This is a genomic window from Streptomyces sp. NPDC001502, assembly GCF_042894785.1.
GTDB classification, from domain to species: Bacteria; Actinomycetota; Actinomycetes; order Streptomycetales; family Streptomycetaceae; genus Streptomyces; species Streptomyces kutzneri.
This window is the reverse complement of record NZ_JBIAVW010000002.1, coordinates 202,930-228,085: the sequence shown is the minus strand read 5'-3', so window position 1 is coordinate 228,085 and position 25,156 is coordinate 202,930. Positions and strand designations below refer to the sequence as shown.

The following is a 25,156-nucleotide window of genomic DNA, read 5'->3' as shown; positions in this document are numbered from 1 at the left end:
AGCCTACGCCCCTCCCGCGACCGCACGAGATGGGTTGGAGGAGAGGTCCCCCGCCCCGGGGACAAGGAGGGCACGAAGACGACGAGGGCCTCCCGGTCCGGTGTGGACGTCGCCGTCCCCACCGGCCCCGGAAGGCCCTCGCTCGTTCGTGCACCCGGTACGCGTCGCGTCGTCGTCCCGGGGTCGGGGCGACTAGCCCTTGCGCGCCTTGATCTCGTCCGTGAGCTGCGGGACGACGGCGAAGAGGTCGCCGACGACGCCGTAGTCGACGAGGTCGAAGATCGGGGCCTCGGCGTCCTTGTTGACGGCCACGATGGTCTTCGAGGTCTGCATGCCGGCCCGGTGCTGGATCGCGCCCGAGATACCGGAGGCGATGTACAGCTGCGGGGAGACCGACTTGCCGGTCTGGCCGACCTGGTTGGAGTGCGGGTACCAGCCGGCGTCCACGGCGGCACGCGAGGCGCCGACGGCCGCACCGAGGGAGTCCGCGAGGTCCTCGATGATGTGGAAGTTCTCGGCACCGTTGACGCCACGGCCGCCGGAGACGACGATCGCGGCCTCGGTCAGCTCGGGGCGGCCGGTCGACTCGCGGGGGGTGCGACCGGTGACCTTGGTGCCGGTGGCCAGGGCGCCGAAGGTGACGGCGAGCGCCTCGACCGCGCCGGCGGCCGGAGCGGCCTCGACCGGGGCCGAGTTCGGCTTCACGGTGATGACCGGAGTGCCCTTGGAGACGCGGGACTTGGTGGTGAACGACGCGGCGAAGGCGGACTGCGTCGCGACCGGACCCTCGTCACCCGCCTCCAGGTCGATGGCGTCGGTGATGATGCCCGAGCCGATACGGACGGCCAGGCGCGCGGCGATCTCCTTGCCCTCGGCGGAGGACGGGACGAGCACGGCGGCCGGGGAAACGGCCTCGTACGCGGCCTGGAGGGCGTCCACCTTCGGTACCACGAGGTACTCGGTGAACTCGGGGGCGTCGGCGGTGAGGACCTTGACCGCGCCGTGCTCGGCGAGCACAGCGGCGGTGGCGTCGGCACCGGCGCCCAGGGCGACGGCGACGGGCTCGCCGATGCGGCGGGCCAGCGTCAGCAGCTCAAGGGTGGGCTTGCGGACGGCACCGTCCACGTGGTCGACGTAGACGAGAACTTCAGCCATGGGACTGCTCTCCTGCGATTGCGAAGTGTCTGGGGGCTAAGAGGGGTGGCCGAGGTTCTTAGATGAACTTCTGGCCGGCCAGGAACTCGGCCAGCTGCTTGCCGCCCTCGCCCTCGTCCTTGACGATCGTGCCGGCGGTGCGGGCCGGGCGCTGCGCCGCGGAGTCGACCGCGGTCCAGGAGCCCTCAAGGCCGACCTCGTCGGACTCCAGGTCCAGGTCGGACAGGTCCCAGGACTCGACCGGCTTCTTCTTGGCGGCCATGATGCCCTTGAAGGACGGGTAGCGGGCCTCGCCCGACTGGTCCGTCACCGAGACGAGCGCGGGGAGGGAGGCCTCCAGCTGCTCGCTCGCGGTGTCGCCGTCGCGGCGGCCGGTCACGGTGCCGTCCTCGACCTTGACCTCGGAGAGCAGGGTGACCTGCGGGACGCCCAGGCGCTCGGCCAGGATCGCCGGCAGCACGCCCATGGTGCCGTCGGTCGACGCCATGCCGGTGATGACCAGGTCGTAGCCGGCCTTCTCGATCGCCTTGGCGAGCACCAGCGAGGTGCCCATGACGTCGCTGCCGTGCAGGTCGTCGTCCTCGACGTGGATGGCCTTGTCGGCGCCCATCGAGAGCGCCTTGCGCAGCGCGTCCTTGGCGTCCTCGGGGCCCACCGTCAGAACGGTGATCTCGGCATCGTCGGCCTCGTCGGCGATCTGCAGCGCCTGCTCGACGGCGTACTCGTCGAGCTCCGACAGCAGGCCGTCGACGTCGTCACGGTTGACGGTCAAGTCCTCGGTGAACTGCCGGTCGCCCGTGGCGTCGGGCACGTACTTCACACAGACAACGATCCTCAGGCTCACGCCGGCTCTCCTACCGCATCGTCTTTTCTGGTACCGCCTTATGCAGGCAGCATAGGCGCCTTGTCGGGCGGATCCCGGTCGGGGCGGCCCGCGCTCCGAAGGGAATGTTACTCGTCAGTACACAGTGGGTCCCGCCAAGTCGCAAGGCTGGTGAGCTGTGATCTGCCCAACGCCACCCGACCCTTCCAAGCAGGGACGATTCAGTCGCGCAACGCGTTGAAGCGCCCCTGGTGGTACAGCAGGGGGCGGCCTTCCCCGGCCGGATCCCCGACGACCGCCTCAGCGATGATCACACGATGTTCGCCTGCGGGCACACGTGCGACGACCCGGCAGACCAGCCACGCCAGTACGCCGTCCAGCACCGGCACCCCGTGCGGGCCGGTGGCCCAGCCGGTCGGCGGGCCGAAGCGGTCGGCTCCGCTCCGGGCGAACAGTCCGGCCAGCTCCCGTTGGTGCTCGCCGAGTATGTGGACGCCGAGGTACTCGCTGTCGCGCACCGCGGGCCAGCTGGAGGCCCCGGTGGAGATCGTGAAGGACAGCAGCGGCGGATCGGCGGAGACGGAGTTGAGCGAGGTGGCGGTGAACCCCACCGGGCGGCCGCCGTCCTGGGCGGTGATCACGGCGACCCCTGCGGCGTGCTGCCGGAAGACCGAGCGCAGCAGGTCGGGCGAGCCGGTGCGGACCGTGCCGGTGGCCGCTGCGGCGCCGGAACGGGGGGAAAGAGGGGAACGGGGGGACGGAGCCGTGGGAACGACCGGGACCGTCGGGACTGTCGGAGCAGTCATCAGGGTTCTGCCTTCTGCCGCGGGACACGCGGGCGCTGTCGGGGATCGGGGGCCGGGCTGTTCAGTGGCCCCGACAGCGCGCGCTCGCGTGGCGGACGAGGTCCACATGGACCCGTCCGTAGAGCAGGAGTTCATACCGCATACGGCCAGCGTGGCGATCTCCCGTGGACGCAGTCAAGCGAGATCGGGCAGATGTCAGGCGCGTCACGCTGTGTGCGGGCGCGCGCACCGGCGCCCCCGGTCCTGCCGTGTCGGTCCGCCCGGCGGCCGGGCCGCGCGTCATACGGCGGCCCCGAGGGCGGCGATCACGTCCACCTTGCGCGGCATTCCGGCCGCCCGCCGCACGATCCTGCCGGCCGAGTCCAGGACCAGCACGGTCGGGGTCTTCTCGATCCCGAGGGCCCGCACCAGTTCGAGCCGCTCCTCCGCGTCGATCTCGATGTGCGCCACCCCGTCCACCATCGCGGCGACCTCGGCGAGGATCCGCCGCGTGGCCCGGCAGGGCTGGCAGAAGGCGCTGGAGAACTGCACCAGGCTGGCCCGCTCCCCCGGTTCCGCTCCCAGTTCGGCCGCGCCCAGCCGGGTCCGCGCGTCTTCCTGCCCGGGCACCCCGCGCTCCCCTCGCCGTATTCGTCCGTGCACATCATCCTCGTACGCTCGTCCGTGGATCGGAGCGCCCCACGGGCCCGCGGCATTCCCGGCGTGATGAGAATCTCCCCTGGCAGGGGCTTCTGGACTGGCCAGCGGGCCGCGTATGGGGCACGATCCCCATGGTCGCGTACCTACGCTTCCGTAACTTCCGGCCGGGAGCACCTCCCCAGGCAGAAAGCGGGGTCTCCCCACCATGGCTGAGCTCGTCTACCCTCCCGTGATCGGCGCCGCGCACGGACTCTTCCGCGCGCTGGACATCCGTATCGACATGAAGGGCACCGAGAACATCCCCCGCAAGGGCGGTGCGGTCCTGGTGTCGAACCACATCGGATACCTCGACTTCATCTTCGCCGGCCTGACGGCGCGGCCGCAGAAGCGCCTGGTCCGTTTCATGGCCAAGGAGTCGGTGTTCCGGCACAAGGTGTCCGGTCCGCTGATGCGCGCGATGAAGCACATCCCCGTCGACCGCAAGCAGGGTGAGGACGCGTACCAGCACGCCCTGGACTCGCTGCGGGCCGGCGAGATCATCGGCGTCTTCCCGGAGGCGACGATCTCCCAGTCCTTCACGCTCAAGAGCTTCAAGTCGGGCGCCGCGCGCATGGCGCAGGAGGCCGGGGTCCCGCTGATCCCGGTGGCGCTGTGGGGCACCCAGCGGCTGTGGACCAAGGGCCGCCCGAAGAACCTCAAGCGCAGCCACATCCCGGTGACGATGCGCGTGGGCGAGCCCGTGGAGGCCCCGGCCGACCAGTACGCCGGCGCCATCACCCGCCGGCTGCGCGAGCGCGTGCAGGAGCTGCTGGACGCCGCGCAGCGCGCCTACCCGGACAAGCCCAAGGGCGCCGACGACTCGTGGTGGCTCCCGGCCCACCTGGGCGGCACCGCGCCGACGGCGGCCGAGGTCCGCGAGGCCGGCTGATCCCCTCCGCTCATGACGTCGGTCTCCCGGACCACCACCGGGTCCTGGAGGCCGAGACCGGAGCCCGGATGGCCGGCACTCACTTCCGGGCACCGCTGGGGGGCTCGCACGGAGCGGCGAAGCACTGCCACTGCTGCTCCCCCTCCGGGACGTGCACCCCGCCGCCGTCGTTCCTGCCGGGACGGTGCTCACCGTTCTTGTCGTGGCGGTCCCACTTGTCGTGGCGGTTCCCCTTGTCGTGGCGGTTCCCCTTGTCGTGGCCCCGCTTGTCGTGGTGGTCCCCCTTGTCGTGACCGTCCTTTTCCGGGCCGGTGCTGCCGGGGGGTTCGCACGGGGCGGCGAAGCACTGCCACGTGCCGTCCGCCACGACCTGGTGCGGCGCCGTCGGGGTGGCGGCGAAGGCGGTCGTGGGCAGGAGCGCGCCTCCCGCTGCGATGGCGGTCGAGGCTACGAGCAGGGCGAGGCGTCGGGGGCGCAAGGGGTGGGGCATGGCCGTTCTCCTCGTGAAGGAAGCCGGAATGGTCCCCTCCAGTACGCCCCGCCGGCCGCGTCCCGTCATGCCGCTGGATCTCGTGGCTTGACGGATCGAAGAGCCCGCGACCTCAGCTCGGGTTGTCGGCGTGCGTGAGGGTCTCCCAGGCCTCGAAGTGGTTCTCGGTGCCCGCCGGGCGGCGGCCCTCGGTGAGCCTGCGGGTGTTCTCCAGGGTGACGCCGAGCCGGGTGTGCAGGGCGTTGTAGCCGACCTCGGTGGCCGGGCCGATGCCCGTGGTCAGCTTCCCGCCGCACAGCCAGGAGGGCACGGCCGCGCCGAGTTCGTAGGCCGCGTGGAAGCCGAGCGCGTGCCGGAACCGGTCCTTGAACTGCGGGTAGAGGTCGCGGCCCTGGATCCGTGAGGTCTCGGCGACGTGCATGGCCGCGGCGATCCCCATGCCGGTGTGGCCGAAGTCGCGGCAGGTCTCCTGGGCGAGTCCGTCCACGAAGGTGCTCTGGCCGTGCCAGTAGGCGATCAGCTCGGCGCGGGTGTCGATGGACGAGCGCGGCGGGTACGCGGGCTGCGGGCCGTCGGCGGCCAGGTAGAAGTAGGCGGGGACGCGCCCCAGGTAGACGGCCATCGCCTGGTCGTAGCTCGCGCGGTCGTCGAGGTGGACCGCGATGCCGACGGCCGCGTCCATCATGATCAGCTCCCAGTTGCCGTTGCTGTTCGGCCTGCCGCCGATCACCTCGGGCAGGTAGACGTCGCGCAGCATGGCCGCGAAGCGCCCCTGGTTCGGCCAGCCGCCGGTGTACGTGTGCTTGACGATCTCGGCGGCGCGCGGCCAGGTCGAGCCGGCCCAGCCGCTCTGCAGCGGCGCGTTGCTGTTGGTGTGATCCTTGATCTTCGCAGACCAGGCGTCCATCAGCTCGATCGACTTCTTCGCGTACCTGGCGTCCCGGGTGATGTACCAGGCGAGCGCGTGGCTGTACGCGGCGATGGCGTCCTCGCGCTCCTCGGAGCAGCCGTTGTCCGGGTTGGAGTAGGAGCCGCACTCGACGACCTCGCGCGGCCGGGGGGTGCGCGAGAGCGAGCCGTACCCACTGGCCAGCATCTGGTCGTAGGCCGCCTTCCAGGGCTGTCGGCCGGCCTGCACCTGGGTGCGTACGAAGTCCAGTTGGGCGCGGCTGTTCAGGACTCCGGGGTGGGCGAACTTCGCGGGAGCGGCAGGTGCGGCGGCGGTGGGGGCGGGGGCGGCCGGAGCCGCGGGCGCCGCGAGGGTGGGGAGGGGGATCAGGGTCATCGCCAGGCCGAGGGCGAGGGCGGTGAGACCGGCGGGGATTCCGAAACGCATGGGGGGCCTTCCGGTGGGAGGGGTTCCGGTGGCCCGAAGATACTCATGCCCATGCCAAGTGACAACGATGTCTGACAAGAAAGTTTCCTATCAGCGCCCCGCCTCCCCCTCCCCCTCCCCCTCCTCCCGCCTCCGGCGGCGGTGGGCCGCGACCCGCGCCCGCGTGGCACAACTGCGGGAGCAGTAGCGGCGCGCGCTCCCCGGCCCGGTGGCGAGGAAGAACCGCCCGCAGCCCGCCGCGGCGCAGGCGCCCCAGGCGATCCGCCCGTACTCCGTGAGCAGTTGGGCGAGCGCGAGCGCGCCCGAGGCCAGGAACCAATCGCCCCAGCCGGCCTCCTCGCCCCGGTCGACGTGCAGGTGCCAGGGGTGGCCGTCATGCCGGGTCAGCCGGGGGCGGGTGCCGCACTCCGCGAACAGTGCGTTCAGGGCCTCGGCGGCGCGGTCTTCGTCGCCCTCTCCGAGCACCTCCGCCATCCGCCGGGCCGCGGCGCGCAGTTCGGCCGCGCTCGCCTCGGGGAACGCCTCCTCCGTGAGGTCGGCGGGACGTTCCCCGTGCCCGGCCAGCAGCTCCGCGAGCTCGGCGCGCGGCAGTTCGGGGGTCGCCCGGACCGCTTCGGCGAGGTCGATCAGCCTCCGCGCCGCCGAGAAGCCGTCCCGCGCGTCACCCATCCCCACATCCTTTCGCCCTACACGCGTATGACGTAACGTCTTGTGCGTCTATTGCGTTACAGCATACCGGGGAGGGGTCCCATGGGCGGTTTCGGGCGGTACCTGGCGGCGGCACTGGCCGCGCGCATCGCCTCGGAGGGCATGGGCATGGCCGTGGTGCTGCTGGCCCTGGAGCGCACCGGGAGCGCGGCGCACGGGGCGTTCGTCCTGACGGCCTGGCTGGCCCCGCACGTCCTGGCGGCCCCGCTCGCGGGTGCCGCTGCCGCCCGGGCCCGCCGGCCGCGGCTGTTCCACGCCGGCGCCCTGGCCGGGTTCGCGACGGCCGTCGCGGCGCTGACCGTCCTGCTCGGCCGGGCTCCCGTACCGCTGGTGCTGGCCGTGGCGGCGCTCGGCGGCTCCTGCGGGCCGATGGTGACGGGCGGGCTGTCCAGCCTGATCACCGGCCTGGTTCCGGCAGGACCCGGTCGGGACCGGGCGTACGGCTGGGACGCCGCGACCTACAACGCGGCGGCCGTCACCGCGCCGGCAGCGGTCGGCCTGGTCGCGGCGCTGGGCTCGGCCGGGCCCGCCATGGCCGTCCTGGCGGGGTCCGGAGCCCTGGCGGCCGCGCTGGCGGCCACCCTCCCGTACGAGGGCCGGGGCGCGGGCCCGGTCCCGGGCGCACCCCGGGCCGGGCTGGGCGCGGGGCTCACGGCCCTGTGGCGGGTCCGTGAGCTGCGGGCGGTCACCTCGGCCACGACCCTGGGCTTCGTGGGCATCGGCTCCCTCACCACCGTCTCGGTGCTGCTGGCCACGGAGCTCGGCAGCCCGGGCGGCGGGGGCGTGCTGATGACGGCCTTCGCGGTGGGCGCGCTGGGCGGCTCGCTCACGCTGGGCCGCATCACGTCCATGGACTCCGGCCGGCTGGTGCGGTGGGCGCTGGCCGGGACCGGGGCGGCACTCGCGGCGGCCGCGTTCGCCCCGTCGGTGGCCGTGACGGCGGCGCTGTTCGCGCTCGCCGGGGTGTGCGACGGGCCGCTGCTCACGGCCACACTGCGGATCCGCGCGCGGTACGCGCCGGACGGGGTGCGGACCCAGGTGTTCACCCTGGGCGCGGGGCTGAAGGTGACGGCGGCGTCGACCGGGGCGGCCCTGGTGGGGGTCGCGGCCGACGTGCCCGCGGCGGCGCTGCTGACCGGGATCGCCGGGCTGCTGCTCGCATCGGCGCTGCTGCACGCCCTGACGGCGGTGCGCGAGCCCGGGCGGCCCGGGCTGCCCGGTCGGCCCGCCCGCACCGGGGCTACAGAGCCGTCGGCAGGTTCCGCCACAACTGCGACCGGTCCGCGGACTCCTGAAGGGCCTTGAGCGCGGCCGGGTGCGGGGCGGCGTAGAGCTCGGGATAGTCGATCTCGCCGAGTTCCGGGCGTACGGGAAAGGCCAGTCGTTCCTCGTCGAGGTCGAACCGGGCGTCCACGCCGGGTTTGTTGCCGCGCGGGTCGAGGCGGGACCAGCGTGCGCCGCCGGGCAGCCGCAGGGCGACCAGGCCGTGCACGACGGGGTTCGTGCCGTCGTCGTCGGCGAGGCGCTGGTAGCACAGGGCCCCCGGGATGCCCTGGGCGCGCAGCAGGGCGACGAGGGCGTGGGCTTTCGCGTAGCAGATGCCGCCCGGCGCGCTGAGGACGTCGGACGCGCGCCAGGCGACGCGCGGGTCGCCGGAATCGCCCGAGTGCGGGATGGCGTCGCGGACGAACTCGAAGGCGGCCTTGGCGTATGCATATGCGTCGCCGCTGGCGGACCACAGGGTGTCGGCGGTTTCCTGTACGACCGGATTCCAGTGGTCGATCGCCTCGTCGGACGCCAAGTAGGCGTGAATATCGGGGCTCTGTTGGATCAGCTGCATGGCCGGAGCATAGGCAAACCCCCGACCGTAGATCAATAGATTTACGGTCGAGGGTATAGCTATGCAGATCGCCGTGTGGATCCTCGTGAGGTGCCCGCTAGCGCGCCAGCTCTTCCTTCAGCGCCTGGAGGAAGCCGTCCACGTCCTCTTCCTGGGTGTCGAAACCGCACATCCAGCGGACGTCACCCGCGACCTCGTCCCAGAAGTAGAAGCGGTAACGCTTCTGCAGTCGCCGCGAGACCTCGTGCGGCAGCCGCGCGAACACCGCGTTCGCCTGCACCGGGTAGAGGATCTCCACGCCGTCCGTCTCGCGCACGCCTGCGGCGAGCCGCCGCGCCATCGCGTTGGCGTGCCGGGCGTTGCGCAGCCACAGGTCCTTGGCGAGCAAGGCCTCCAGCTGCACCGACACGAAGCGCATCTTGGACGCGAGCTGCATCGACATCTTGCGGATGTGCTTCATCTGCCGGACCGCGTCCGGGTTGAGCACCACCACGGCTTCGCCGAACATCATGCCGTTCTTGGTGCCGCCGTACGACAGCACGTCCACGCCCACCGCGTTCGTGAAGGCGCGCATCGGCACGTCGAGGGAGGCCGCGGCGTTGGCTATCCGGGCACCGTCGAGGTGGACCTTCATGCCGAGCCCGTGGGCGTGCTCGCAGATCGCCCGGATCTCGTCCGGGGTGTAGACCGTGCCCAGCTCGGTGTTCTGGGTGATCGACACGACCTGCGGCATCGCCCGGTGCTCGTCCTCGAAGCCCCAGGCCTCCTGGTCGATCAGCTCGGGGGTGAGCTTGCCGTCCGGGGTCGGTACGGCGAGCAGCTTGAGGCCCGCCATCCGCTCCGGCGCGCCGCCCTCGTCCACGTTGATGTGGGCGCTCTTGGCGCAGATCACGGCACCCCAGCGGTCCGTCATCGCCTGGAGGGCGGTGACGTTCGCGCCGGTGCCGTTGAAGACCGGGAAGGCTTCCGCGTACGGCCCGAAGTGGCTGCGTATGACCTTCTGCAGGTGTTCGGTGTAGTCGTCCTCGCCGTAGGCGACCTGGTGGCCGCCGTTGGCGAGCGCGATGGCGGCCAGGACCTCCGGATGCACGCCCGCGTAGTTGTCGCTCGCGAACCCGCGCACCGCCGGGTCGTGGTGGCGCCGGGCGTCGGTCTTCCCTGCCTCGGTTCTCACGGTTGCGGAGTGAGCCACAGACGCTGTCCGTTCACATCGATGGCGGGCCGCTCCCAGACGCCGGCGATGGCCTCGGCCAGCTCCGTCACGTCGGTGAAGCCCGCGAACTTCGCATTGGGACGCTCGGCGCGCATCGCCTCGTGCACCAGTGCCTTGATGACCAGGATCGCAGCTGCCGCGCCGGGGCCCTCGTCACCCCCCGCCTTGCGGAAGGAGTCAGCCATGGCCAGGGTCCAGGCCTCGGCCGCCGCCTTGCCCGCGTTGTACGCGGCGTTGTTGGCGACCGGCTTGTGCGCCCCGGACTGGCTGATCAGCACGTAGCGCCCGCGGTCGCTGCGCAGCAGCCCGTCGTGGAAGGCCAGCGAGGTGTGCTGGACCGTGCGGATGAGGAGCTTCTCCAGGAAGGTCCAGTCCGCGAGGTCCGTATCGGTGAAGGTCTTGCTGCCGCGCCAGCCGCCGACGAGGTGCACCAGGCCGTCGATCCGGCCGAACTCCTGCTCGGTCTGCTCGGCCCAGGCCTTGGTGGCGTCCAGGTCGAGCAGGTCGACGGTGTCACCGGTGATGGTGGCGCCACCGTGGGCGTAGCGCGCCGCGTCCACGGCCTCCGCGAGCCGCGCCGGATCGGCGTCGGACGCGATGACCACCGCACCCGCCTCGGCGAGGCGGAGCAGGGTGGCGCGGCCGGCGGGCCCGCCGGCCCCGGCCACCGCCACCACCGCTCCGTGCAGCTTTCCGTTGCCGTTCCCGGAGCCGTTCATCTGTGCAGCCTCCTGTGGGCGAGTGCTCACGCGGCGACTCGCTCGGCCTGCTCTGCGTTCAGGGCGGTGATGCCCTTGGTTGCGGCGATCGTCCCCTTGAGCTTCTTGGCGAGCGCCTCAAAGAACATGCTGAGCGGAAACTCGTCCGGAAGCACGTCGTCCACGAGCTTGCGCGGCGGCTGCGTCAGGTCCAGGGCGTCGGCGCCCTTGGCCCACTTGGAACCCGGGTGCGGGGCGAGGTAGGTGGAGACCAGCTCGTACGCCTTGAACCAGTGCACGAGCTTCGGGCGGTCGATGCCGGCCCGGTACAGGTCCTCGATCTCGCCGCACAGCTGGTTGGTGACCTGCGGGGCGCGCATCCAGTCGATCTTCAGCTTGTTGTCCGTCCAGCGCACGACGTCGTGCTTGTGGAGGTAGGCGAAGAGCAGCTGGCCGCCGAGACCGTCGTAGTTGCGGTTGCGGTCGCCGGAGACCGGGAAGCGGAACATCCGGTCGAAGAGGACGGCGTACTGCACGTCACGGCCGTGCTCGTTGCCCTCGGACTCCAGCTTCACGGCCTCCTTGAAGGCGGTGAGGTCGCAGCGCAGCTCCTCCAGGCCGTACATCCAGAACGGCTGGCGCTGCTTGATCATGAAGGGGTCGAACGGCAGGTCGCCGTGGCTGTGGGTGCGGTCGTGGACCATGTCCCACAGGACGAAGGCCTTCTCGCAGCGCTCCTGGTCCTCGACCATGCGGGCGATGTCCTCGGGCAGGTCGATGCCCAGGATGTCGACGGCGGCCTCGGTCACCTTGCGGTAGCGGGCGGCCTCGCGGTCGCAGAAGATGCCGCCCCAGGTGAAGCGCTCGGGAGCCTCGCGCACGGCGATGGTCTCCGGGAAGAGCACGGCGGAGTGGGTGTCGTAGCCCGGGGTGAAGTCCTCGAAGGTGATGCCGAGGAAGAGCGGGTTGTCGTACCGGGTGCGCTCCAGCTCGGCGAGCCACTCGGGCCACACCATCTTGAGCACGACGGCTTCCAGGTTGCGGTCCAGGTTGCCGTTCTGGGTGTACATGGGGAAGACGACGAGGTGCTGGAGCCCGTCGGCGCGCTCGGCGGCCGGGTGGAAGGCCAGCAGGGAGTCGAGGAAGTCCGGCACCTTGAAGTCGTCCGCGGCCCACTTGCGCAGGTCGGCGACGAGGGCCTGGTGGTACGCGGCCCCGTGCGGGAGCAGCGGCGACAGCGTCTCGACCGCCGTGATCACACGTTCCACCGCGGCCAGGACGGTGGCACGGCCGTGCGCGCCCTCGACCTCGAAGTCGATGGAGCCGTCCTTGGCCTGCCAGGGCCGGATCTCCTCCACGGCGGCCTTGAGCTCGGGCCACGCGGGGTGGTCGACCACCCGCGCTCCAGCGGTTATCACGGCGCCGCCGGTACCGGGCACAAGAGTTTCCGTCATGTCACTTCCTCCACAGGAGAACCTCACGTATGGGCAGCGTATGCGTGCGAGGCTCTCCCCCTCAAGAGGGAACTCGGGAAATTATCCTGCGTCACCCCCCATTTCACCGGAAGTCTTCCCGTTCGTCAGCGCGGAACCGACCACTCCGCCCAATTGCGCCAAGGCTTCCCGGCCAGCGGCAGGCAAAGCGGCCGGGCCGGGGCGGGCGGGACCCGACGGGCGACAGAGGCGCACATCACACACCCATCATGCGCCCCGGAAGTACGGAATGACCTTTTCGCCCCATTGCCTCAGGGTCTCCAGGCAGGCCTCCTGCTCCACCGTGCCCATCTGGATCAGGCACATGATCTCGTCGGCGCCCGCCTCCCTGAGCCGCTCGGCGTACGCGATGGCGTCGTCGGCGGTCCCGTAGGCGTGGTCGGCGTTGAAGGTGGCCGCCCCGGCCGGCCGGACCGGGATGTCCAGCTCGTGCAGCCGGGCCACCACCTGCTCGGCGGCCCTGCGCATCTCCGCGGCCTCGTCGGCGCCCGCCACCACGGCCTCGTCCGGGACGCCGGCCCCGCCGTACCAGTGCCCGATGGACTGGGCGAAGAACCGCTGCCCGCGGGTCCCGATCCGGCGCGCCTCCTCCCGGTCGTCGAGCACGACGGTCGGGCAGAGGACGGAGAAGTGGTCGTTGACCACGGTGGACACGAACCGGCTCCCGTCGCGCCCGGCGATCGCCGCGTCGTAGACGGACCGCATCCGCACGATGGACTCGGGGCCGGCGAAGCCCATCACCAGCGCCCCGATCCCCAGCTCGGCGGCCTGGACCAGGGTCTCGCCCCGGCTGCACGCCAGGAACAGCGGCGGGTGCGGGGTCTGCCGCGGCCTCGGCAGGATCGGGTGCGGGTCGATGTCGATCAGCTCGCCGTGGTACTCCAGCTCCTCCTCCTGCCAGGCGCTGCCGATGATCCGCAGGGCCTCCTCGACCTCGGCCGTGGTGCGGTCCCGGTCCACCCCGCACAGCGAGGTCTCCTGCTCGGTGCCCCCGCGCCCGGCCCCGAGGTCCAGGCGCCCGCCCGAGAGCAGGTCGAGCATGGCTGCCCGCTCGGCGACCCGCACCGGGTGGTTGAAGTTGAAGGGCATGCACACGACGCCGTGACCGATGCGTATGGTGTTCGTCCTGGCCGCGACCCAGGTCAGGAAGATCTCGGGGGCACTCATGTGGGCGTACCACTTGAGCGAGTGGTGCTCGACCGCCCAGATCCGGTCGAATCCCATGCGTTCGGCGAGCACGGCCTGCTCGACGCAGTCACGGATGAGCCGGTGCTCCCGCTCCACCGTCGGGTCGGCAAGCTGAGCTTCGAAGATCACGGAGAATTTCACTGTGCCTCCAGGGTTGCGTCGCGTACCCGGTCTCACTTCAATTCGAAATATGACTAGTAGTCAGGAGTCGAAGAAGCAAGAGCTGCCGCCGACCGCGTGGGCCGTTCTGGGCCTGCTCTCCTTCCCCGGCGAGCGGACCGGCTACGAGCTGAAGAAGTGGGCGGACTCCTCCCTGCGCTTCTTCTACTGGTCACCGGCCATCAGCCAGATCTACGCGGAGCTGCGCCGTCTGGAGGAACTGGGCTACGCGGCCTCCGTGCGCTCGGGACCCGAGGAGGCGCGGGCCAAGCGGCGCTACGCCATCACCGACGCGGGGCGGGGCGCGCTGGCCGGCTGGGCCGCCGACACCGGCGAGGCCGGTCCCCCCGTGCTCAAGCACGGGCTGCTGCTGCGGATCTGGCTCGGCCACCTGGCCGAGCCGCAGCGCCTGCGCGCCATGGTCGGCGAGCACCTGGAGCGCACCCGGGGCGAGCTGGCCGCCGTACGGGAGGCCCTGGAGCACGCGAGCGGCGTACCGGAATGGACCTTCCCGACCCTCGCGCTGCGCTGGAGCGAGCGGCAGCACCTGGCCGAGCTGGAGCTCGCCGAGGCCCTGCTCACCGACCTGGAGGGGCTGGCCGGAACCCAGGAGGACCCGGGCCGTCAAGCCGGCGGGGACGCGCCCACGCCCGGGTGACGCGACAGGCGCGGCACCGGTCCCGGTGGGGCGCACAACCCTGGCGGGAAGCGGCCGGGGCGCTCCTCCGGGGCCGTGCACGCCCGGTCCCTTCGCACCCGCGGCGCACTAGCATGCGACCTCATCGCGCGCGGCCGGTCGGGACACCGAAGCCGCGCGGGGAGCCGCCGTCGACGGAAGCGAGAGAACCTTGACTTTCCTCACCATCGGTCACCGCGGGGTCATGGGTGTCGAACCGGAGAACACCCTGCGGTCGTACCTCCGAGCGGAACGTTGCGGCATGGACGTCATCGCTCTGGATCTGCGCCTGAGCAAGGACGGAGCCCTCGTCGCCGTGCACGACCCCGAGGTGGACCGGACCACCGACGGCTCGGGGGCCGTCGCCGATCTGACCCTGGCCGAGCTGCGCGAGCTGGACGCCGGTCGGGGCGAGCACGTGCCGGTCCTGGAGGAGGTCCTGGACGCGGTCCGGGTGCCGCTCCAGGCCTTCGTCGCCGACCTGGCCACCGCCGCGGTGCTCGCGGAGCTGATCCTGCGCCACGACCTGACCTCCCGGGTGGAGGTGGCCTCCGCCCAGGAGGCGGTGCTCGCCGAAACGGCCCGGCTGGTGCCGGGCGTACGGACCGTCCTGTACGCGGCCTCCCCCGGCGTCGGAGCCGGGTCCGTCGTGGACCGGGCGCTGGCCGTGGGCGCCGCGACGGTCGCCGTGGACATCCACCGGCTCAGCCTGGAGACGGTGGACGCGGCGCACGCGGCGGGCCTGCGCGTGACGGGCCGGGCCGTCGACACCCTGGACCTGCTGCGGCTCGCGCGGGCACTCGGACTGGACGGCGCCGCCACGGACTTCCCGGAGATCCGCAGCACCGGACGCTTCACCGCCTGACGACGGCGCCCCGGCTCCGGACGCAGCTCCGGATACGGCTCCGGCCCCGGCCCCGGCTCAGAGCGACTTGACCAGCAGCTCGAAGGCCAGGTCGTCGCGGAGCGGGACGCCGAAGCGCTCGTCACCGTAGGGGAAGGGGCTCAGTTCGCCGGTGCGCCGGTAGCCGCGGCGCACGTAGTACGCGATGAGCTCCTCCCGTACGTGCACCACCGTCATCCGCATCTCCTTGGCGCCCCACGTCTCGCGGGCGCGGCGCTCGGCCTCGGCCAGGATCTCCTTGCCGAGGCCCCCGCCCTGGAGGCCGGGGCGGACGGCGAACATCCCGAAGTAGACGTGGTCGTCCCGGTGTTCGAGCTGGCAGCAGGCGACGAGCTCGCCCGCGCGCTCGACGACGAGCAGGACCCCGTCCGGGGCGGCGATGACGCCGCGGACCCCGTCCGGGTCGGTGCGCTGCCCGTCCAGGTAGTCGGCCTCGGTGGTCCAGCCGGCCCGGCTCGCGTCGCCCCGGTAGGCGGACTCGACGAGTTCCACCAGTTCCGGCACGTCCGCCTCGACGGCACTTCGGAAACTCAGGGCGGCGGGCTGGGCGGTCGACATCGGGCGCTCCGTTCAGTGCGGCGGCATATGACATGCCTGGAAGGCAGGGAGAGCGTATCCCGGAGCCGCGTGAGCGTGGTGTGAGAGGGGCATCTCTCCCCGTGACGCCGACGAACCGGGAGGTTCTGCCGTGCACGGTTCCGCCACGTCCCTGACCACCTCCGTCTCCTCCTGGCTGGTGGTACTGCTGTGTGCGGTGAGCGGTGCGTACTGCCTGCGCCGGGCGCGGGGTTCGGACGGCGGCGCCGCCGGGGAGGCGGTGATGGGATTCGGGATGGCCCTGATGGCCGTGCCCCTCGGTGGGCGCGGCGACGGGTGGCGGGCGCCCGTGCTGGGTGTGGTCTTCTGCGGTGCGGCCCTGCACGCCCTGTGGCTGCTGCGGGGCGGACCGCACCACGCGCACCACCTGGTGGGCTCGCTGACGATGGTCTACATGACCCTGCCGGCCGGGCCCGGGGCGGGGCACGGGCCGGAGCACTCCCAGGTGGCCGGGCCACCCCTGCTGACGGGTGCGCTGCTCCTCTACTACGCCGGGTACGTGATGCTCGGCGGGACCCGGCTGATCACGGCGGGCGACGCCGTGTCCCCGCGGCCGCCCGCCGGCCGGGGCGGACCCGCCGAACTCGTCCGCGCCTGCCGACTCGCCATGGGAATGGGGATGTTGGCCATGCTGCTCACGATGTGACGGCGCCGGCGGACGTGTCCTGCGTCACCAATGACCCGAGGGCGTACCCGCAGGTAGTCCCTCGCTCATAGGCTGGCGGCCATGATGGTCCCCGCCGTTCTCCTGTTGCTCGGCGCCCTGACCGCGGTGCTCGCCCCCCGCCTGCTGGCCCGGGCCCGATGGCCCGAGCGTGAACCGGTCGTCGCCCTGTGGGTATGGCAGTGCGTGGTCGGCGCCGTGCTCCTGTGCTTCGGACTGTCGATGCTGCTGAGCGCGGCGGCCGCCTGGCAGGCGGTCCGGGGCCGGCTGTTCGCCTCCGCCCCGCACGGGGTGGTCGACGCCTACGCCCTGGGCGCGGCCGGCGGGCCCTGGGCCGCCGTCACCGCGCTCGCGCTGGCGGGCGGCGGGCTGTGGACCGGGGCGATGCTGACCGGCGAGGTGCTGCGGGCCCGGGCCCGGCGGCGTGCGCAGGGCAGCGACCTGCTGGTACGGGCCCCGCTGCTGCCCGGGGAGGACCCGGCGGGCGCGCGGCTCGTCGTCCTGGAGGGTCCCCGGCCGGACGCCTGGTGGCTGCCGGGAGCGGCCCCGCAGCTGGTGGTCACGACGGCGGCGCTGGGCCGGCTGAAGGGCAGCCAGCTGGACGCGGTGCTGGCGCACGAGCAGGGGCACGCGGCGGCCCGGCACGACTGGCTGCTGCACTGTTCGCGGGCGCTGGCCCGGGGCTTCCCGCAGGTTCCGGTCTTCGCGGCGTTCGAGGCGGAGATGCACCGGCTCGTGGAGATGGCCGCCGACGACGTGGCCTCCCGGCGGTTCGGACGGCTGACGATCGCGCTGGCGCTGGTCGGACTCAACGAGGACCGGGGGGTGTTCGGGACCTCCTCGCCCGAGCACGCGCACGTTCCGCAGCGCGTGCGCCGGCTGCTGTCGGCGGCGCCGCGGCTCTCCCCCGGTCGTCGGCTGCGGCTGACGGCACTGGCCACGCTGGTCCCGGCGATCCCGTTGCTGGTGGCCTTCGTACCGGGGCTGAGCGCCCTCGCCCAGTAGGTACGCCCCGGCGCCGTCCGGCGCCGTCCCACGCCGCCCGGCAGGCGGCGGTGCAAGGATCTCCACATGCGGAACGATCACTTGCGGTGGACGGGCATCGGCTGCGCCCTGCTGGGGGCGGTCCTGACGGCGCTGGTGGTCGCGCAGTGGCGGCCACTGCTCGCCTACGACGAACGGGTCGCCCGGGACCTCCACGCCCACGCCGTCACCCACCCCGGGGTCACGCACCTGATGCAGGTGCTCAGCGACTGGGTGTGGGACCCCTGGACCATGCGGGCGCTGGCGGCGATCGCCTGCGTGCTGCTGTGGTGGCGGGGCGACCGGGGGCGGGCACTGCGGGTGGCCCTGGTGACGCTGGCGGCCTCGGCACTGCAGCAGGGGCTGAAGGCACTGGTGGGGCGGGAGCGTCCGGTGTGGCCGGATCCGGTGGACTCGGCGCAGTATGCGGCCTACCCGTCCGGCCACGCCATGACGGCGACGGTGGTGTGCGGGCTGCTCCTGTGGCTGCTCCCCCGCCCGGCCCGGGGCCGGGCGCCGGTCGCCGAGGGGCAGGTGGTCCGGGTGCCGGTCGGCTGGGTCGTGGCCGCCTGGGCGGTGGCCGTGGTCTCGGTGCTCGGGGTCGGCTTCACCCGCGTGTACCTCGGGGTGCACTGGCCGTCGGACGTGCTGGCGGGCTGGCTCCTGGGAGTGGCCCTGGTGGCTCTCGCGACGTCCGTGCCCGTCCGCGAACGCGGCTGCGACCCGGTGGAACGGTGAGGGTACGGCGTGCCTGCCCTGGATGATCCCCCGTGTCACCCAGAGCAGGCGACCCCGTGCGCTGAGTATATTGGCCAGGAGCCAGTCAACGCAGGAGTAAGCATGTCCCCGCGCAGCGCATCGGTCAATGAAGAATTGCGCAGACGTTCCCGGGAGCGGCTGTTGCAGTCCACGGTCGAACTCGTGGCCGAGCACGGCTACGAGGCCACGACGCTCGGCGACATCGCCGACCGGGCGGGCGCGGCACGCGGCCTGGTCTCGTACTACTTCCCGGGCAAACGGCAGTTGCTGCAGTCCGCGGTGCACCGGCTGATGCACCTCACCCTGTACGCCGCGCTGGAGCGGGAGCCCCGCAGCGAGTGCGGGCGCGAGCGGCTCGCGCGTGCCGTCGACGCGGTCCTGGGACTCGCCCGGGACGAACCCCTGCTGATGCGCACGCACATGGCGGGCATCCTCACGGCCGAGGGCTTCGTGCAGTGCCCCGAGCAGCAACGGCTGGCGGAACTGCTGCGGGACACCGTCGTCCGGTACGGCTCGGCGGACCCGGACACGGACTATCCGCTGCTGCGGGCCCTGCTGATGGGCGCGGTCGTGGCGATCCTGCTGCCCGGCGCCCCGATGCCGGCACAGCGGCTGCGGGCGGAGCTGTTCCAGCGCTACGGGCTGGACTGGGAGCTCGGCGTTCCGCCGGACGGCGGGCCGCCCGGCGGAACGTTTCCCTCACCCCCCTCGCACCCCTCGCACCTTTCGCACCCGTCGCACCCCTGAGGTCAGTGGTACTCGGGCTGGGTCTGCACGTTGAGCCGGTCCATCCGCACCCACCTGGCGCTCTCGGTGCGCCGGTCGTCGAGCCGCAGCACGTCGAGGCCCTTGACGATGTCGTTCGAGTAGATGTGCCCGTTGTAGTAGTACGCCGACCAGGACCCGCCGAGTCCGAGCTGGTCCGTCGTCAGCGGTCCGCGCTCGAAGTAGGCGATCTCCCTGGGCCGGGCGGAGTCGGTGAACTCCCATACGGAGACGCCGCCCTGGTACCAGGCCTGCACCATGATGTCGCGGCCGCCGCCTACCGGGACCAGCGAGCCGTTGTGGGCCACGCAGTTCTCGGTGTCGGCCTGGTGGCGCGGGATCTTGAAGTAGCCGCGGAAGGCGAGTTTGCGCTGGTCCCCGCGGCCGGTGATGTCGTAGATCCCGTCGGCGCCGCGGTCGGGGCCGGTCGCCTCGTTGCAGGTGGCACCGCCACCGCCGCCGAGTTCGTCGGTGAACACCACCTTGTTCGCGCGCTCGTTGAAGGTGGCCGAGTGCCAGAACGCGAAGTTCACGTTGTCCTGGACCCGGTCGATGACCCGCGGCTGCTCGGGCCTGCTGATGTCGAAGAGGATGCCGTCACCCATGCAGGCGCCGGCGGCCAGGTTCTTCGACGGCAGCACGGTGATGTCGTGGCAGCCGGTGGTCTTGGAGACGCCGGGGTTGGTGGGCGCGCCCGGGTTGCCGCCGTCGGGGAAGAGGACCGGGAAGGCGACGACCGCGGCCTTCGTCGGCGACTTCTTCGGGACCTTCACGACGGAGATGCCGTCGTGCGGCGGCTTGCAGTCGGGGAAGGCCTCGTTCGGGGAGTACGAGGCGACGTAGAGGTAGATGTCGCGGTCGCCCGGCACCAGGGTGTGGGTGTGTGAACCGCAGGCGGTCTCGACGGACTTGATGTACTTGGGGTTCTTCTTGTCCTTGATGTCGAAGATCTTGATGCCCTCCCACGAGGACTTCTCCGTGGCGGGCTGCGAGACGCTGTTGCAGGAGTCGTCGCTGCGCGAGGAGTCGGTGGAGAGGAAGAGCAGGTCACCGTGGACGGAGATGTCGTTCTGGCCGCCGGGGCAGAGCACCTGGGTGACCGTCTTCGGTGCCTTCGGGTTCGCGATGTCGTAGATGGTGAAGCCGCTGTAGCTGCCCGCGTAGGCGTACCTGCCCTGGAAGGCCAGGTCGGTGTTGATCCCTGCGGGGTCGCTGCTGGGGATGTTGGCCAGGTGCGTGACGTTGGCGCTGTGCACGATCTCGTCCTGGCCGGGGATGTCGCCCGGGGTGAGCTCCCGGCCCTCGGCGAGGCCGGTGCCGTGCTGATGCGCGCTGCCGGGCGCCAAGTCGCCCGGGTCGGGGGTGGCGGCCGCCGGTCCGGCCGCCAGGAGCGTGGTGAGGAGCCCGGCCGCGGCGACGGCCACCCCCACCCTCCTGTTCCGTACCCGCCTGCTGTGTAGCGAGGTCACTGTGCCCTCCCTTGAGAGCCCGATCGGCTCCGCCCGCGAGGGAGCGGAACCAGGACCCCGGCAGTATCTTCCCTTCATGGACATGGCAAAAGACCTCAGGGACCGCCCCCGGTCCTTACCGGCCCCGCCCGTCCGGTCGGCCGCCGTGGTGGCGGCGGCGGCCGCCGGCCTCCTGCTGACGCTCTCCGGCTGCCAGGGGGACCGGGGGCCGGACCGGGCCGACGACGGACGGGCCGCGGTCCTCGCGCCGGGCAGGCCGGGCGAGAAGGCCCGTCACCTCACGCCCGAAGAGGCCGCGAAGGCGAAACCGGACGACAGCCCGAACGCCGCCGACCACGCCTACGTGTCGCGCATGATCGAACACCACCGGCAGGCCCTGACGATGAGCGCGCTGGCCCCCGAGCGGGCCTCGGCGGACGGGGTCAAACGGCTGGCGGAGCGGATCACCGCGGCCCAGAAGCCCGAAATCGGCGCGATGGAGAAGTGGTTGGCCCTCCATCCGGCCCCGGCTGCCGGCTCCGGCGGGCACGGGCAGGGCCACGACCACGGCGCGATGCCGGGCATGGCGACCGAGCGGCAGCTGGCGGATCTGACCGCGGCCAGGGGGACCGGCTTCGACCGGCTCTTCCTGACACTGATGACCGCCCACCACGAGGGCGCCGTGACGATGGCCGGCGAGGCGCTGGCGGGCGGGAACAACGTGGCGGTGGAGGAGATGGCGACCGAGGTGGTGGCCACGCAGAGCGCCGAGATCCACCGGATGCGCACGATGGGCTGACTCCGCGGGGAGCCGGTGTCATGCTGGGACCACCTGCGGGAGGAGCTCCGCCGTGCTTCGAGTCGCCGTTGTCGGATCGGGCCCCAGCGGGGTCTACGCGGCCCAGACGCTGGTGCAGCAGCGCGAGGTGCCCGGGGTACGGGTGGACGTGCTGGACCGGCTCCCCGCCCCCTACGGGCTCGTCCGGTACGGGGTCGCCCCGGACCACGAGAAGATCAAGTCACTCCAGGGCAGCCTGCGCACCGTGCTGGAGGACGAGCGGATCCGCTTCCTCGGCAACGTGGAGGTCGGCGGAGAGGCGCTGCCCACGGACCGGCTGCTGGAGCTGTACCACGCGGTGGTGTACTGCGTGGGCGCGGCCCGCGACCGGATGCTGGGGATCCCCGGTGAGGAGCTGACCGGGGTGCATTCCGCCACGGCCTTCGTGTCCTGGTACAGCGGGCACCCGGACGCCGCCGCCGAGGTCTTCGACCTGCCCGGCGTGGATGCGGCGGTGGTGGTCGGGGCGGGCAACGTCGCGGTGGACGTGACGCGGATCCTGGCCCGGGGCACGGCCGAACTGACGCCGACGGACATGCCGCAGCCGGCGCTCGGCGCACTCGCGGAGAGCGGGGTGCGCGAGGTGGCGATGGTGGCCCGGCGCGGTCCCTCGCAGGGCAGGTTCACCACCAAGGAGCTGCGTGAACTGGGCACCCTGCCGGGCGTGGACACCTGGGCCGATCCGGCCGAACTGGCCCTCGATCCCGTGTACGCCGACCCGGAGGCGGCCGCCGCCCTGCCGGCGGTGGCCCGGCGGAACCTGGAAGTGCTGCGCGGCTGGTCCGGGGCCCGCCCGGACGCGGGGCCGCGCCGGATCGCGCTGCGGTTCTACCTGCGGCCGGTGGAGATCCTGGGCGGGCCGGACGGCCGGGTCACCGGGATGCGCTTCGAGCGCACCGCCCCGGACGGCCGGGGCGGGGTGACCGGGACGGGCGTGCACGAGGACATCGAGGCGCAGTTGGTGCTGCGCTCGGTGGGGTACAAGGGCGTTCCGCTCGCCGGGCTGCCCTTCGACCCCGCGAAGGGTACGGTCCCGCACGCGGCGGGCCGGGTGCTGCGCGCGGGCCGGGCCTCGGTCGGCGAGTACGTGGCGGGCTGGATCAAGCGCGGCCCGACCGGGGTGATCGGCACGAACCGGCCCTGCGCCAAGGAGACCGTGTCCTCCCTGCTCCAGGACGCGGGGGCACTGGCCCGGCGCGACCTCCCCGGGGACCCGCTGGACGCCCTGCGGGCGGCGGGTCTGTGCCCGGTGCGGTGGCCGGGCTGGCTGGCCATCGAGGCGGCCGAGGCCGATCTGGGGCGCTCCCTGGGCCGCCGTTCGGTGAAGATCCCGGACTGGCGGGGCCTGTTGGACGCGGCGCGCTCGGACCGGGCGTAGGCCCCTTCCTGCGGATCGTCCCTCCCCCGGCGTCGCGGCGGGCGGAGATCTCGCGGTGCCCCGGCCTGGCTTCGCGTGACTCACCGTCACGGACGTCGCGGAAGTGCTTCCGGGTGGTGATCCGGCCGGAATGCCCTCGGGCGGGAGTGTCGCCGTCCCCGCCCCGCGCACGCGGGCCGATCATGTCGTTGGAACGAAGGCCCGGAGCAGTATGCGGATGGAGTGTCATGGCACCGAACGGATTCCGCCGGTCATGGAGCGGGTGGCGGCCCTGGGCCCTCGGAGCGGCGACGGCGGCGCTGCTGGTTTCGACCCCCGCGTACGCCGCGGCGGCGGCCGGGGCGGTCACGACCGTCCGGAACCAGCCGGGCATCGCGAGCCAGGCTGCCGGGGGTGCCGCCCGGTGCCCGGACCACACCACGGCCGGCGGCCCTGGGTGGTGCCCTCCGCCGCACTGCGAGACCGGGCCTCCCGGCTGCGAGGGCCCCGGCGTGCCCCTCGGTGACGTCACGGTGATCAAGGAGGACCAGGCGACCGGCGACCCCCTGGGGGGCGGCGTCTTCCAGCTCTGGGAGGAGACCAACGGCATCCCGGGACTCCAGCCCACCGGCAGCGACCCGGACACCTCCATCGGCGACACCTGCACCACCGCGGCCGACGGCACGTGCACCCGCACCCTGCCGACCGGCGTCTACTACTGGCAGGAGACCCAGGCCCCGCCCGGCTACGACCTGCCCCTCAACCCGGTGTTCGGCCCAGGGGTACTGACGGAGGAGAACATCGCCGAAGGCGTGACGGTGACTGCCGACAACACAGCCACGCCCGTGACCGCCGGCGAGGTCGCATAACCCGCCCATCACGGACCCGGCCGGGGCACGGCGGGCCGGCGATGTCGTGCTTGTGCGGCTGGTCTCCGGCAGGCCCGACGACCGGGCCGGCACCGTGCTCGATCGCACCCCGGCCGACGCCGTGCCGGGCCGCTGCCGAGCCGCGCCCTCGCACGCGCCGCGGCTCAGGACGCGAGCCGGGCCGCCTCGGCCGCGGCCGCCGCGAGGACGCTGTCGAGGAGACCGGGGAAGAGCGCCTCCAGTTCCTCCCGGCGCAGGGCGTTGAGCTTGGTGGTGCCGCGGTAGGCCTGGCGTACGACGCCGCTCTCGCGCAGGACGCGGAAGTGGTGGGTGGTCGTGGACTTGGTGACCGGCAGGTCGAAGTACGAGCAGGACAGGTCCTCGGCCGAGGCGGCCAGGTCCAGGACGATGGACAGCCGGACCGGGTCGGACAGCGCGTGCAGCACGCCTTCCAGGCGGATCTCGCCCGCCTCGGGGTGGGCGAGGGTGCGGGAGGTGTCCCGTTCCGTCATGTCCCTGCTCCACTCACTCGGTCGGTCCGCTCCGGATGCCGCGTGGACCCCATCGTACGAGAGTCGTCGAAGAAGGCGGGCCGGTCGGGGAAACCGGCGGTACGGCTCCGGGGCGGGCGCCGCCGGAGCCGTACCCGCGTCACCAGGAGCGGTGGTACTGCTCGGGCGTACGGATCTCCCCGCCCAGCTCCTTGGCGGCGCGGCGGGCCCAGTACGGGTCGCGGAGCAGTTCCCGGCCCAGCAGGACGGCGTCGGCCTCCCCGTTGGCGAGGATCTTCTCGGCCTGCTCCGGTTCGGTGATCAGGCCGACCGCGGCCACGGGAAGGGCGGTCCCGGCCTTGACCCGGGCCGCGAAGGGGACCTGGAAGCCGGGGCCGACGGGGATCTGCGCGTGCGGCGCGAGGCCGCCGGTGGAGACGTCGAGCAGGTCCACCCCGTGCTCCAGCAGCAGATCCGCCAGCCGGACCGTCTCGTCGGCGGTCCAGCCCTCGTCCTCCAGCCAGTCGGTGGCGGAGATCCGGAAGAACAGCGGGAGTTCCCCGGGCCACACCGCCCGCACGGCGTCCACGACTTCGAGGGCGAATCGGGTGCGGTTCTCGAAGGAGCCGCCGTACTCGTCGGTGCGCCGGTTGCTGAACGGGGAGAGGAACTCGCCGATGAGGTAGCCGTGGGCGCCGTGGATCTCGACGACTTCGTAGCCCGCGGCCAGTGAGCGCTCGGCGGCGGCCGCGAACTGGCCGGTGATCTCCCGGATCTCCTCGACCGTCAGCTCATGCGGCACCGGGTGGTCCTCGGAGAACGGCAGCGCGCTCGGGGCGAGCGGCTGCCAGCCGTGCGCCTCGGGCCCGACCGGCCGTCCGCCCTTCCAGGTGCGGTCGGTGGAGGCCTTGCGGCCGGCATGCGCGATCTGGATGCCGGGGACGGAGCCCTGGGCCTTGACGAAGGAGGTGATCCGGCGCAGCGCCTCGACCTGGGTGTCGTTCCAGATGCCGAGGTCGTAGGGGGAGATCCGGCCTTCCGGGGAGACCGCGGTGGCCTCCTGGACGATCAGCCCGGTACCGCCGGTGGCGCGGGCGGTGTAGTGCGCGAAGTGCCAGTCGCCGGCCACGCCCGCGTTCGAGCCGAACGCCTCGGCGCTGTACTGGCACATCGGGGCCATCCACACCCGGTTCGGGATGGTGACGGAGCGGAGCGTGTAGGGCGCGAACAGGGCGGCGAAGGCGGCGGGTGCAGCACTCATCAGGCTCTCCAGATACGACCGGGCATGC

The 25,156-nt window shown here is 72.5% G+C and carries 27 protein-coding genes; 11 read left to right on the top strand and 16 right to left on the bottom strand.

The features are described from left to right. Positions 1 to 192: 192 nt before the first annotated feature. The 4 genes from ACFY0D_RS03405 to ACFY0D_RS03390 form a co-directional block, all read right to left on the bottom strand. Positions 193 to 1,155 (bottom strand): electron transfer flavoprotein subunit alpha/FixB family protein, encoded by a 963-nt coding sequence (locus ACFY0D_RS03405; RefSeq protein ID WP_351160722.1) that lies wholly within the window; start codon positions 1,153 to 1,155, stop codon positions 193 to 195. Positions 1,156 to 1,213: 58 nt separating this feature from the next. Continuing rightward, on the bottom strand, positions 1,214 to 1,999 hold the full coding sequence (locus ACFY0D_RS03400) for an electron transfer flavoprotein subunit beta/FixA family protein (protein WP_030012969.1): 786 nt from the start codon (positions 1,997 to 1,999) through the stop codon (positions 1,214 to 1,216). Between the two features lie 200 nt (positions 2,000 to 2,199). Further along, positions 2,200 to 2,784, bottom strand: coding sequence for a flavin reductase family protein (locus ACFY0D_RS03395; protein WP_390796719.1), 585 nt, complete (start codon positions 2,782 to 2,784; stop codon positions 2,200 to 2,202). Positions 2,785 to 3,063: 279 nt separating this feature from the next. Further along, on the bottom strand, positions 3,064 to 3,393 hold the full coding sequence (locus tag ACFY0D_RS03390) for a thioredoxin family protein (protein WP_351160729.1): 330 nt from the start codon (positions 3,391 to 3,393) through the stop codon (positions 3,064 to 3,066). A 235-nt stretch (positions 3,394 to 3,628) separates the two neighbouring features. On the opposite strand from ACFY0D_RS03390, the gene ACFY0D_RS03385 reads away from it, so the two are divergent. Beyond that, positions 3,629 to 4,351: a lysophospholipid acyltransferase family protein gene (locus ACFY0D_RS03385; protein WP_390796718.1), complete on the top strand. Its 723-nt coding sequence runs from the start codon at positions 3,629 to 3,631 to the stop codon at positions 4,349 to 4,351. A gap of 79 nt (positions 4,352 to 4,430) precedes the next feature. Here ACFY0D_RS03385 and ACFY0D_RS03380 read toward each other — a convergent pair whose 3' ends face one another. The 3 genes from ACFY0D_RS03380 to ACFY0D_RS03370 all read right to left on the bottom strand — a co-directional run bounded on the left by ACFY0D_RS03380 (position 4,431) and on the right by ACFY0D_RS03370 (position 6,846). After that, positions 4,431 to 4,841, bottom strand: a complete 411-nt coding sequence (locus ACFY0D_RS03380; RefSeq protein ID WP_390796717.1) for a hypothetical protein — start codon at positions 4,839 to 4,841, stop codon at positions 4,431 to 4,433. A 112-nt stretch (positions 4,842 to 4,953) separates the two neighbouring features. Next, positions 4,954 to 6,177 carry an alginate lyase family protein gene (locus ACFY0D_RS03375; RefSeq protein WP_390796716.1) on the bottom strand — a complete coding sequence of 408 codons (1,224 nt, stop codon included), beginning with the start codon at positions 6,175 to 6,177 and terminating at the stop codon, positions 4,954 to 4,956. 90 nt (positions 6,178 to 6,267) lie between these two features. Next, on the bottom strand, positions 6,268 to 6,846 hold the full coding sequence (locus tag ACFY0D_RS03370) for a CGNR zinc finger domain-containing protein (protein ID WP_390796715.1): 579 nt from the start codon (positions 6,844 to 6,846) through the stop codon (positions 6,268 to 6,270). A gap of 81 nt (positions 6,847 to 6,927) precedes the next feature. Between ACFY0D_RS03370 and ACFY0D_RS03365 the strand changes: the two genes are divergently transcribed. Then, positions 6,928 to 8,190, top strand: coding sequence for an MFS transporter (locus tag ACFY0D_RS03365; RefSeq protein WP_390796714.1), 1,263 nt, complete (start codon positions 6,928 to 6,930; stop codon positions 8,188 to 8,190). Here ACFY0D_RS03365 and ACFY0D_RS03360 read toward each other — a convergent pair. From ACFY0D_RS03360 to ACFY0D_RS03340, 5 genes are all read right to left on the bottom strand, one after another. Next, complete coding sequence (locus tag ACFY0D_RS03360; RefSeq protein ID WP_390796713.1) at positions 8,126 to 8,725, bottom strand: transglutaminase family protein; 600 nt, start codon at positions 8,723 to 8,725, stop codon at positions 8,126 to 8,128. The two genes, ACFY0D_RS03365 and ACFY0D_RS03360, sit on opposite strands and share 65 nt — an antisense overlap. A 97-nt stretch (positions 8,726 to 8,822) precedes the next feature. After that, the gene (locus ACFY0D_RS03355) at positions 8,823 to 9,917 is read right to left on the bottom strand and encodes a threonine aldolase family protein (protein WP_390796712.1); all 1,095 of its coding nucleotides are present in this window, start codon (positions 9,915 to 9,917) and stop codon (positions 8,823 to 8,825) included. Further along, on the bottom strand, positions 9,896 to 10,657 hold the full coding sequence (locus ACFY0D_RS03350; RefSeq protein WP_351160740.1) for an SDR family NAD(P)-dependent oxidoreductase: 762 nt from the start codon (positions 10,655 to 10,657) through the stop codon (positions 9,896 to 9,898). Before ACFY0D_RS03350 ends, ACFY0D_RS03355 begins: the two co-directional genes overlap by 22 nt. Before the next feature lie 26 nt (positions 10,658 to 10,683). Further along, a complete protein-coding gene (locus ACFY0D_RS03345) occupies positions 10,684 to 12,090 on the bottom strand; it encodes a DUF6421 family protein (RefSeq protein ID WP_390796711.1) in 1,407 nt (468 codons plus the stop codon). A gap of 246 nt (positions 12,091 to 12,336) precedes the next feature. Beyond that, positions 12,337 to 13,458, bottom strand: a complete 1,122-nt coding sequence (locus ACFY0D_RS03340) for an LLM class flavin-dependent oxidoreductase (protein ID WP_390796710.1) — start codon at positions 13,456 to 13,458, stop codon at positions 12,337 to 12,339. Positions 13,459 to 13,507: 49 nt separating this feature from the next. On the opposite strand from ACFY0D_RS03340, the gene ACFY0D_RS03335 reads away from it, so the two are divergent. Then, positions 13,508 to 14,134 (top strand): PadR family transcriptional regulator, encoded by a 627-nt coding sequence (locus ACFY0D_RS03335; RefSeq protein WP_390796709.1) that lies wholly within the window; start codon positions 13,508 to 13,510, stop codon positions 14,132 to 14,134. A gap of 190 nt (positions 14,135 to 14,324) precedes the next feature. Beyond that, positions 14,325 to 15,017, top strand: a complete 693-nt coding sequence (locus ACFY0D_RS03330; RefSeq protein WP_390796708.1) for a glycerophosphodiester phosphodiesterase — start codon at positions 14,325 to 14,327, stop codon at positions 15,015 to 15,017. Positions 15,018 to 15,074: 57 nt separating this feature from the next. Here ACFY0D_RS03330 and ACFY0D_RS03325 read toward each other — a convergent pair whose 3' ends face one another. Continuing rightward, positions 15,075 to 15,614: a GNAT family N-acetyltransferase gene (locus ACFY0D_RS03325; RefSeq protein WP_390796707.1), complete on the bottom strand. Its 540-nt coding sequence runs from the start codon at positions 15,612 to 15,614 to the stop codon at positions 15,075 to 15,077. 130 nt (positions 15,615 to 15,744) lie between these two features. On the opposite strand from ACFY0D_RS03325, the gene ACFY0D_RS03320 reads away from it, so the two are divergent. From ACFY0D_RS03320 to ACFY0D_RS03305, 4 genes are all read left to right on the top strand, one after another. Next, positions 15,745 to 16,299 (top strand): DUF5134 domain-containing protein, encoded by a 555-nt coding sequence (locus ACFY0D_RS03320; protein WP_390796706.1) that lies wholly within the window; start codon positions 15,745 to 15,747, stop codon positions 16,297 to 16,299. An 81-nt stretch (positions 16,300 to 16,380) separates the two neighbouring features. Continuing rightward, positions 16,381 to 17,322: a M56 family metallopeptidase gene (locus ACFY0D_RS03315; RefSeq protein WP_390796705.1), complete on the top strand. Its 942-nt coding sequence runs from the start codon at positions 16,381 to 16,383 to the stop codon at positions 17,320 to 17,322. A 66-nt stretch (positions 17,323 to 17,388) separates the two neighbouring features. Continuing rightward, positions 17,389 to 18,078, top strand: a complete 690-nt coding sequence (locus ACFY0D_RS03310; RefSeq protein WP_390796704.1) for a phosphatase PAP2 family protein — start codon at positions 17,389 to 17,391, stop codon at positions 18,076 to 18,078. 102 nt (positions 18,079 to 18,180) lie between these two features. Beyond that, positions 18,181 to 18,846: a TetR/AcrR family transcriptional regulator gene (locus ACFY0D_RS03305; protein WP_390796703.1), complete on the top strand. Its 666-nt coding sequence runs from the start codon at positions 18,181 to 18,183 to the stop codon at positions 18,844 to 18,846. Between the two features lie 2 nt (positions 18,847 to 18,848). Here ACFY0D_RS03305 and ACFY0D_RS03300 read toward each other — a convergent pair whose 3' ends face one another. Then, entirely contained in the window at positions 18,849 to 20,333 is a 1,485-nt protein-coding gene (locus tag ACFY0D_RS03300; RefSeq protein WP_390796702.1) for an LVIVD repeat-containing protein, read from the bottom strand. Positions 20,334 to 20,415: 82 nt separating this feature from the next. On the opposite strand from ACFY0D_RS03300, the gene ACFY0D_RS03295 reads away from it, so the two are divergent. From ACFY0D_RS03295 to ACFY0D_RS03285, 3 genes are all read left to right on the top strand, one after another. Beyond that, complete coding sequence (locus ACFY0D_RS03295) at positions 20,416 to 21,111, top strand: DUF305 domain-containing protein (RefSeq protein WP_390796985.1); 696 nt, start codon at positions 20,416 to 20,418, stop codon at positions 21,109 to 21,111. Between the two features lie 52 nt (positions 21,112 to 21,163). Beyond that, a complete protein-coding gene (locus ACFY0D_RS03290; RefSeq protein WP_390796701.1) occupies positions 21,164 to 22,528 on the top strand; it encodes an FAD-dependent oxidoreductase in 1,365 nt (454 codons plus the stop codon). A gap of 227 nt (positions 22,529 to 22,755) precedes the next feature. Then, positions 22,756 to 23,376: a prealbumin-like fold domain-containing protein gene (locus tag ACFY0D_RS03285; protein ID WP_390796700.1), complete on the top strand. Its 621-nt coding sequence runs from the start codon at positions 22,756 to 22,758 to the stop codon at positions 23,374 to 23,376. A 164-nt stretch (positions 23,377 to 23,540) separates the two neighbouring features. Here the strand turns inward: ACFY0D_RS03285 and ACFY0D_RS03280 are convergent, their stop codons facing one another. Together ACFY0D_RS03280 and ACFY0D_RS03275 are read right to left on the bottom strand one after the other, a co-directional pair. After that, positions 23,541 to 23,888, bottom strand: a complete 348-nt coding sequence (locus tag ACFY0D_RS03280) for an ArsR/SmtB family transcription factor (protein WP_390796699.1) — start codon at positions 23,886 to 23,888, stop codon at positions 23,541 to 23,543. Between the two features lie 139 nt (positions 23,889 to 24,027). After that, positions 24,028 to 25,128, bottom strand: coding sequence for an NADH:flavin oxidoreductase/NADH oxidase (locus ACFY0D_RS03275; RefSeq protein ID WP_390796698.1), 1,101 nt, complete (start codon positions 25,126 to 25,128; stop codon positions 24,028 to 24,030). Positions 25,129 to 25,156: the final 28 nt, after the last annotated feature.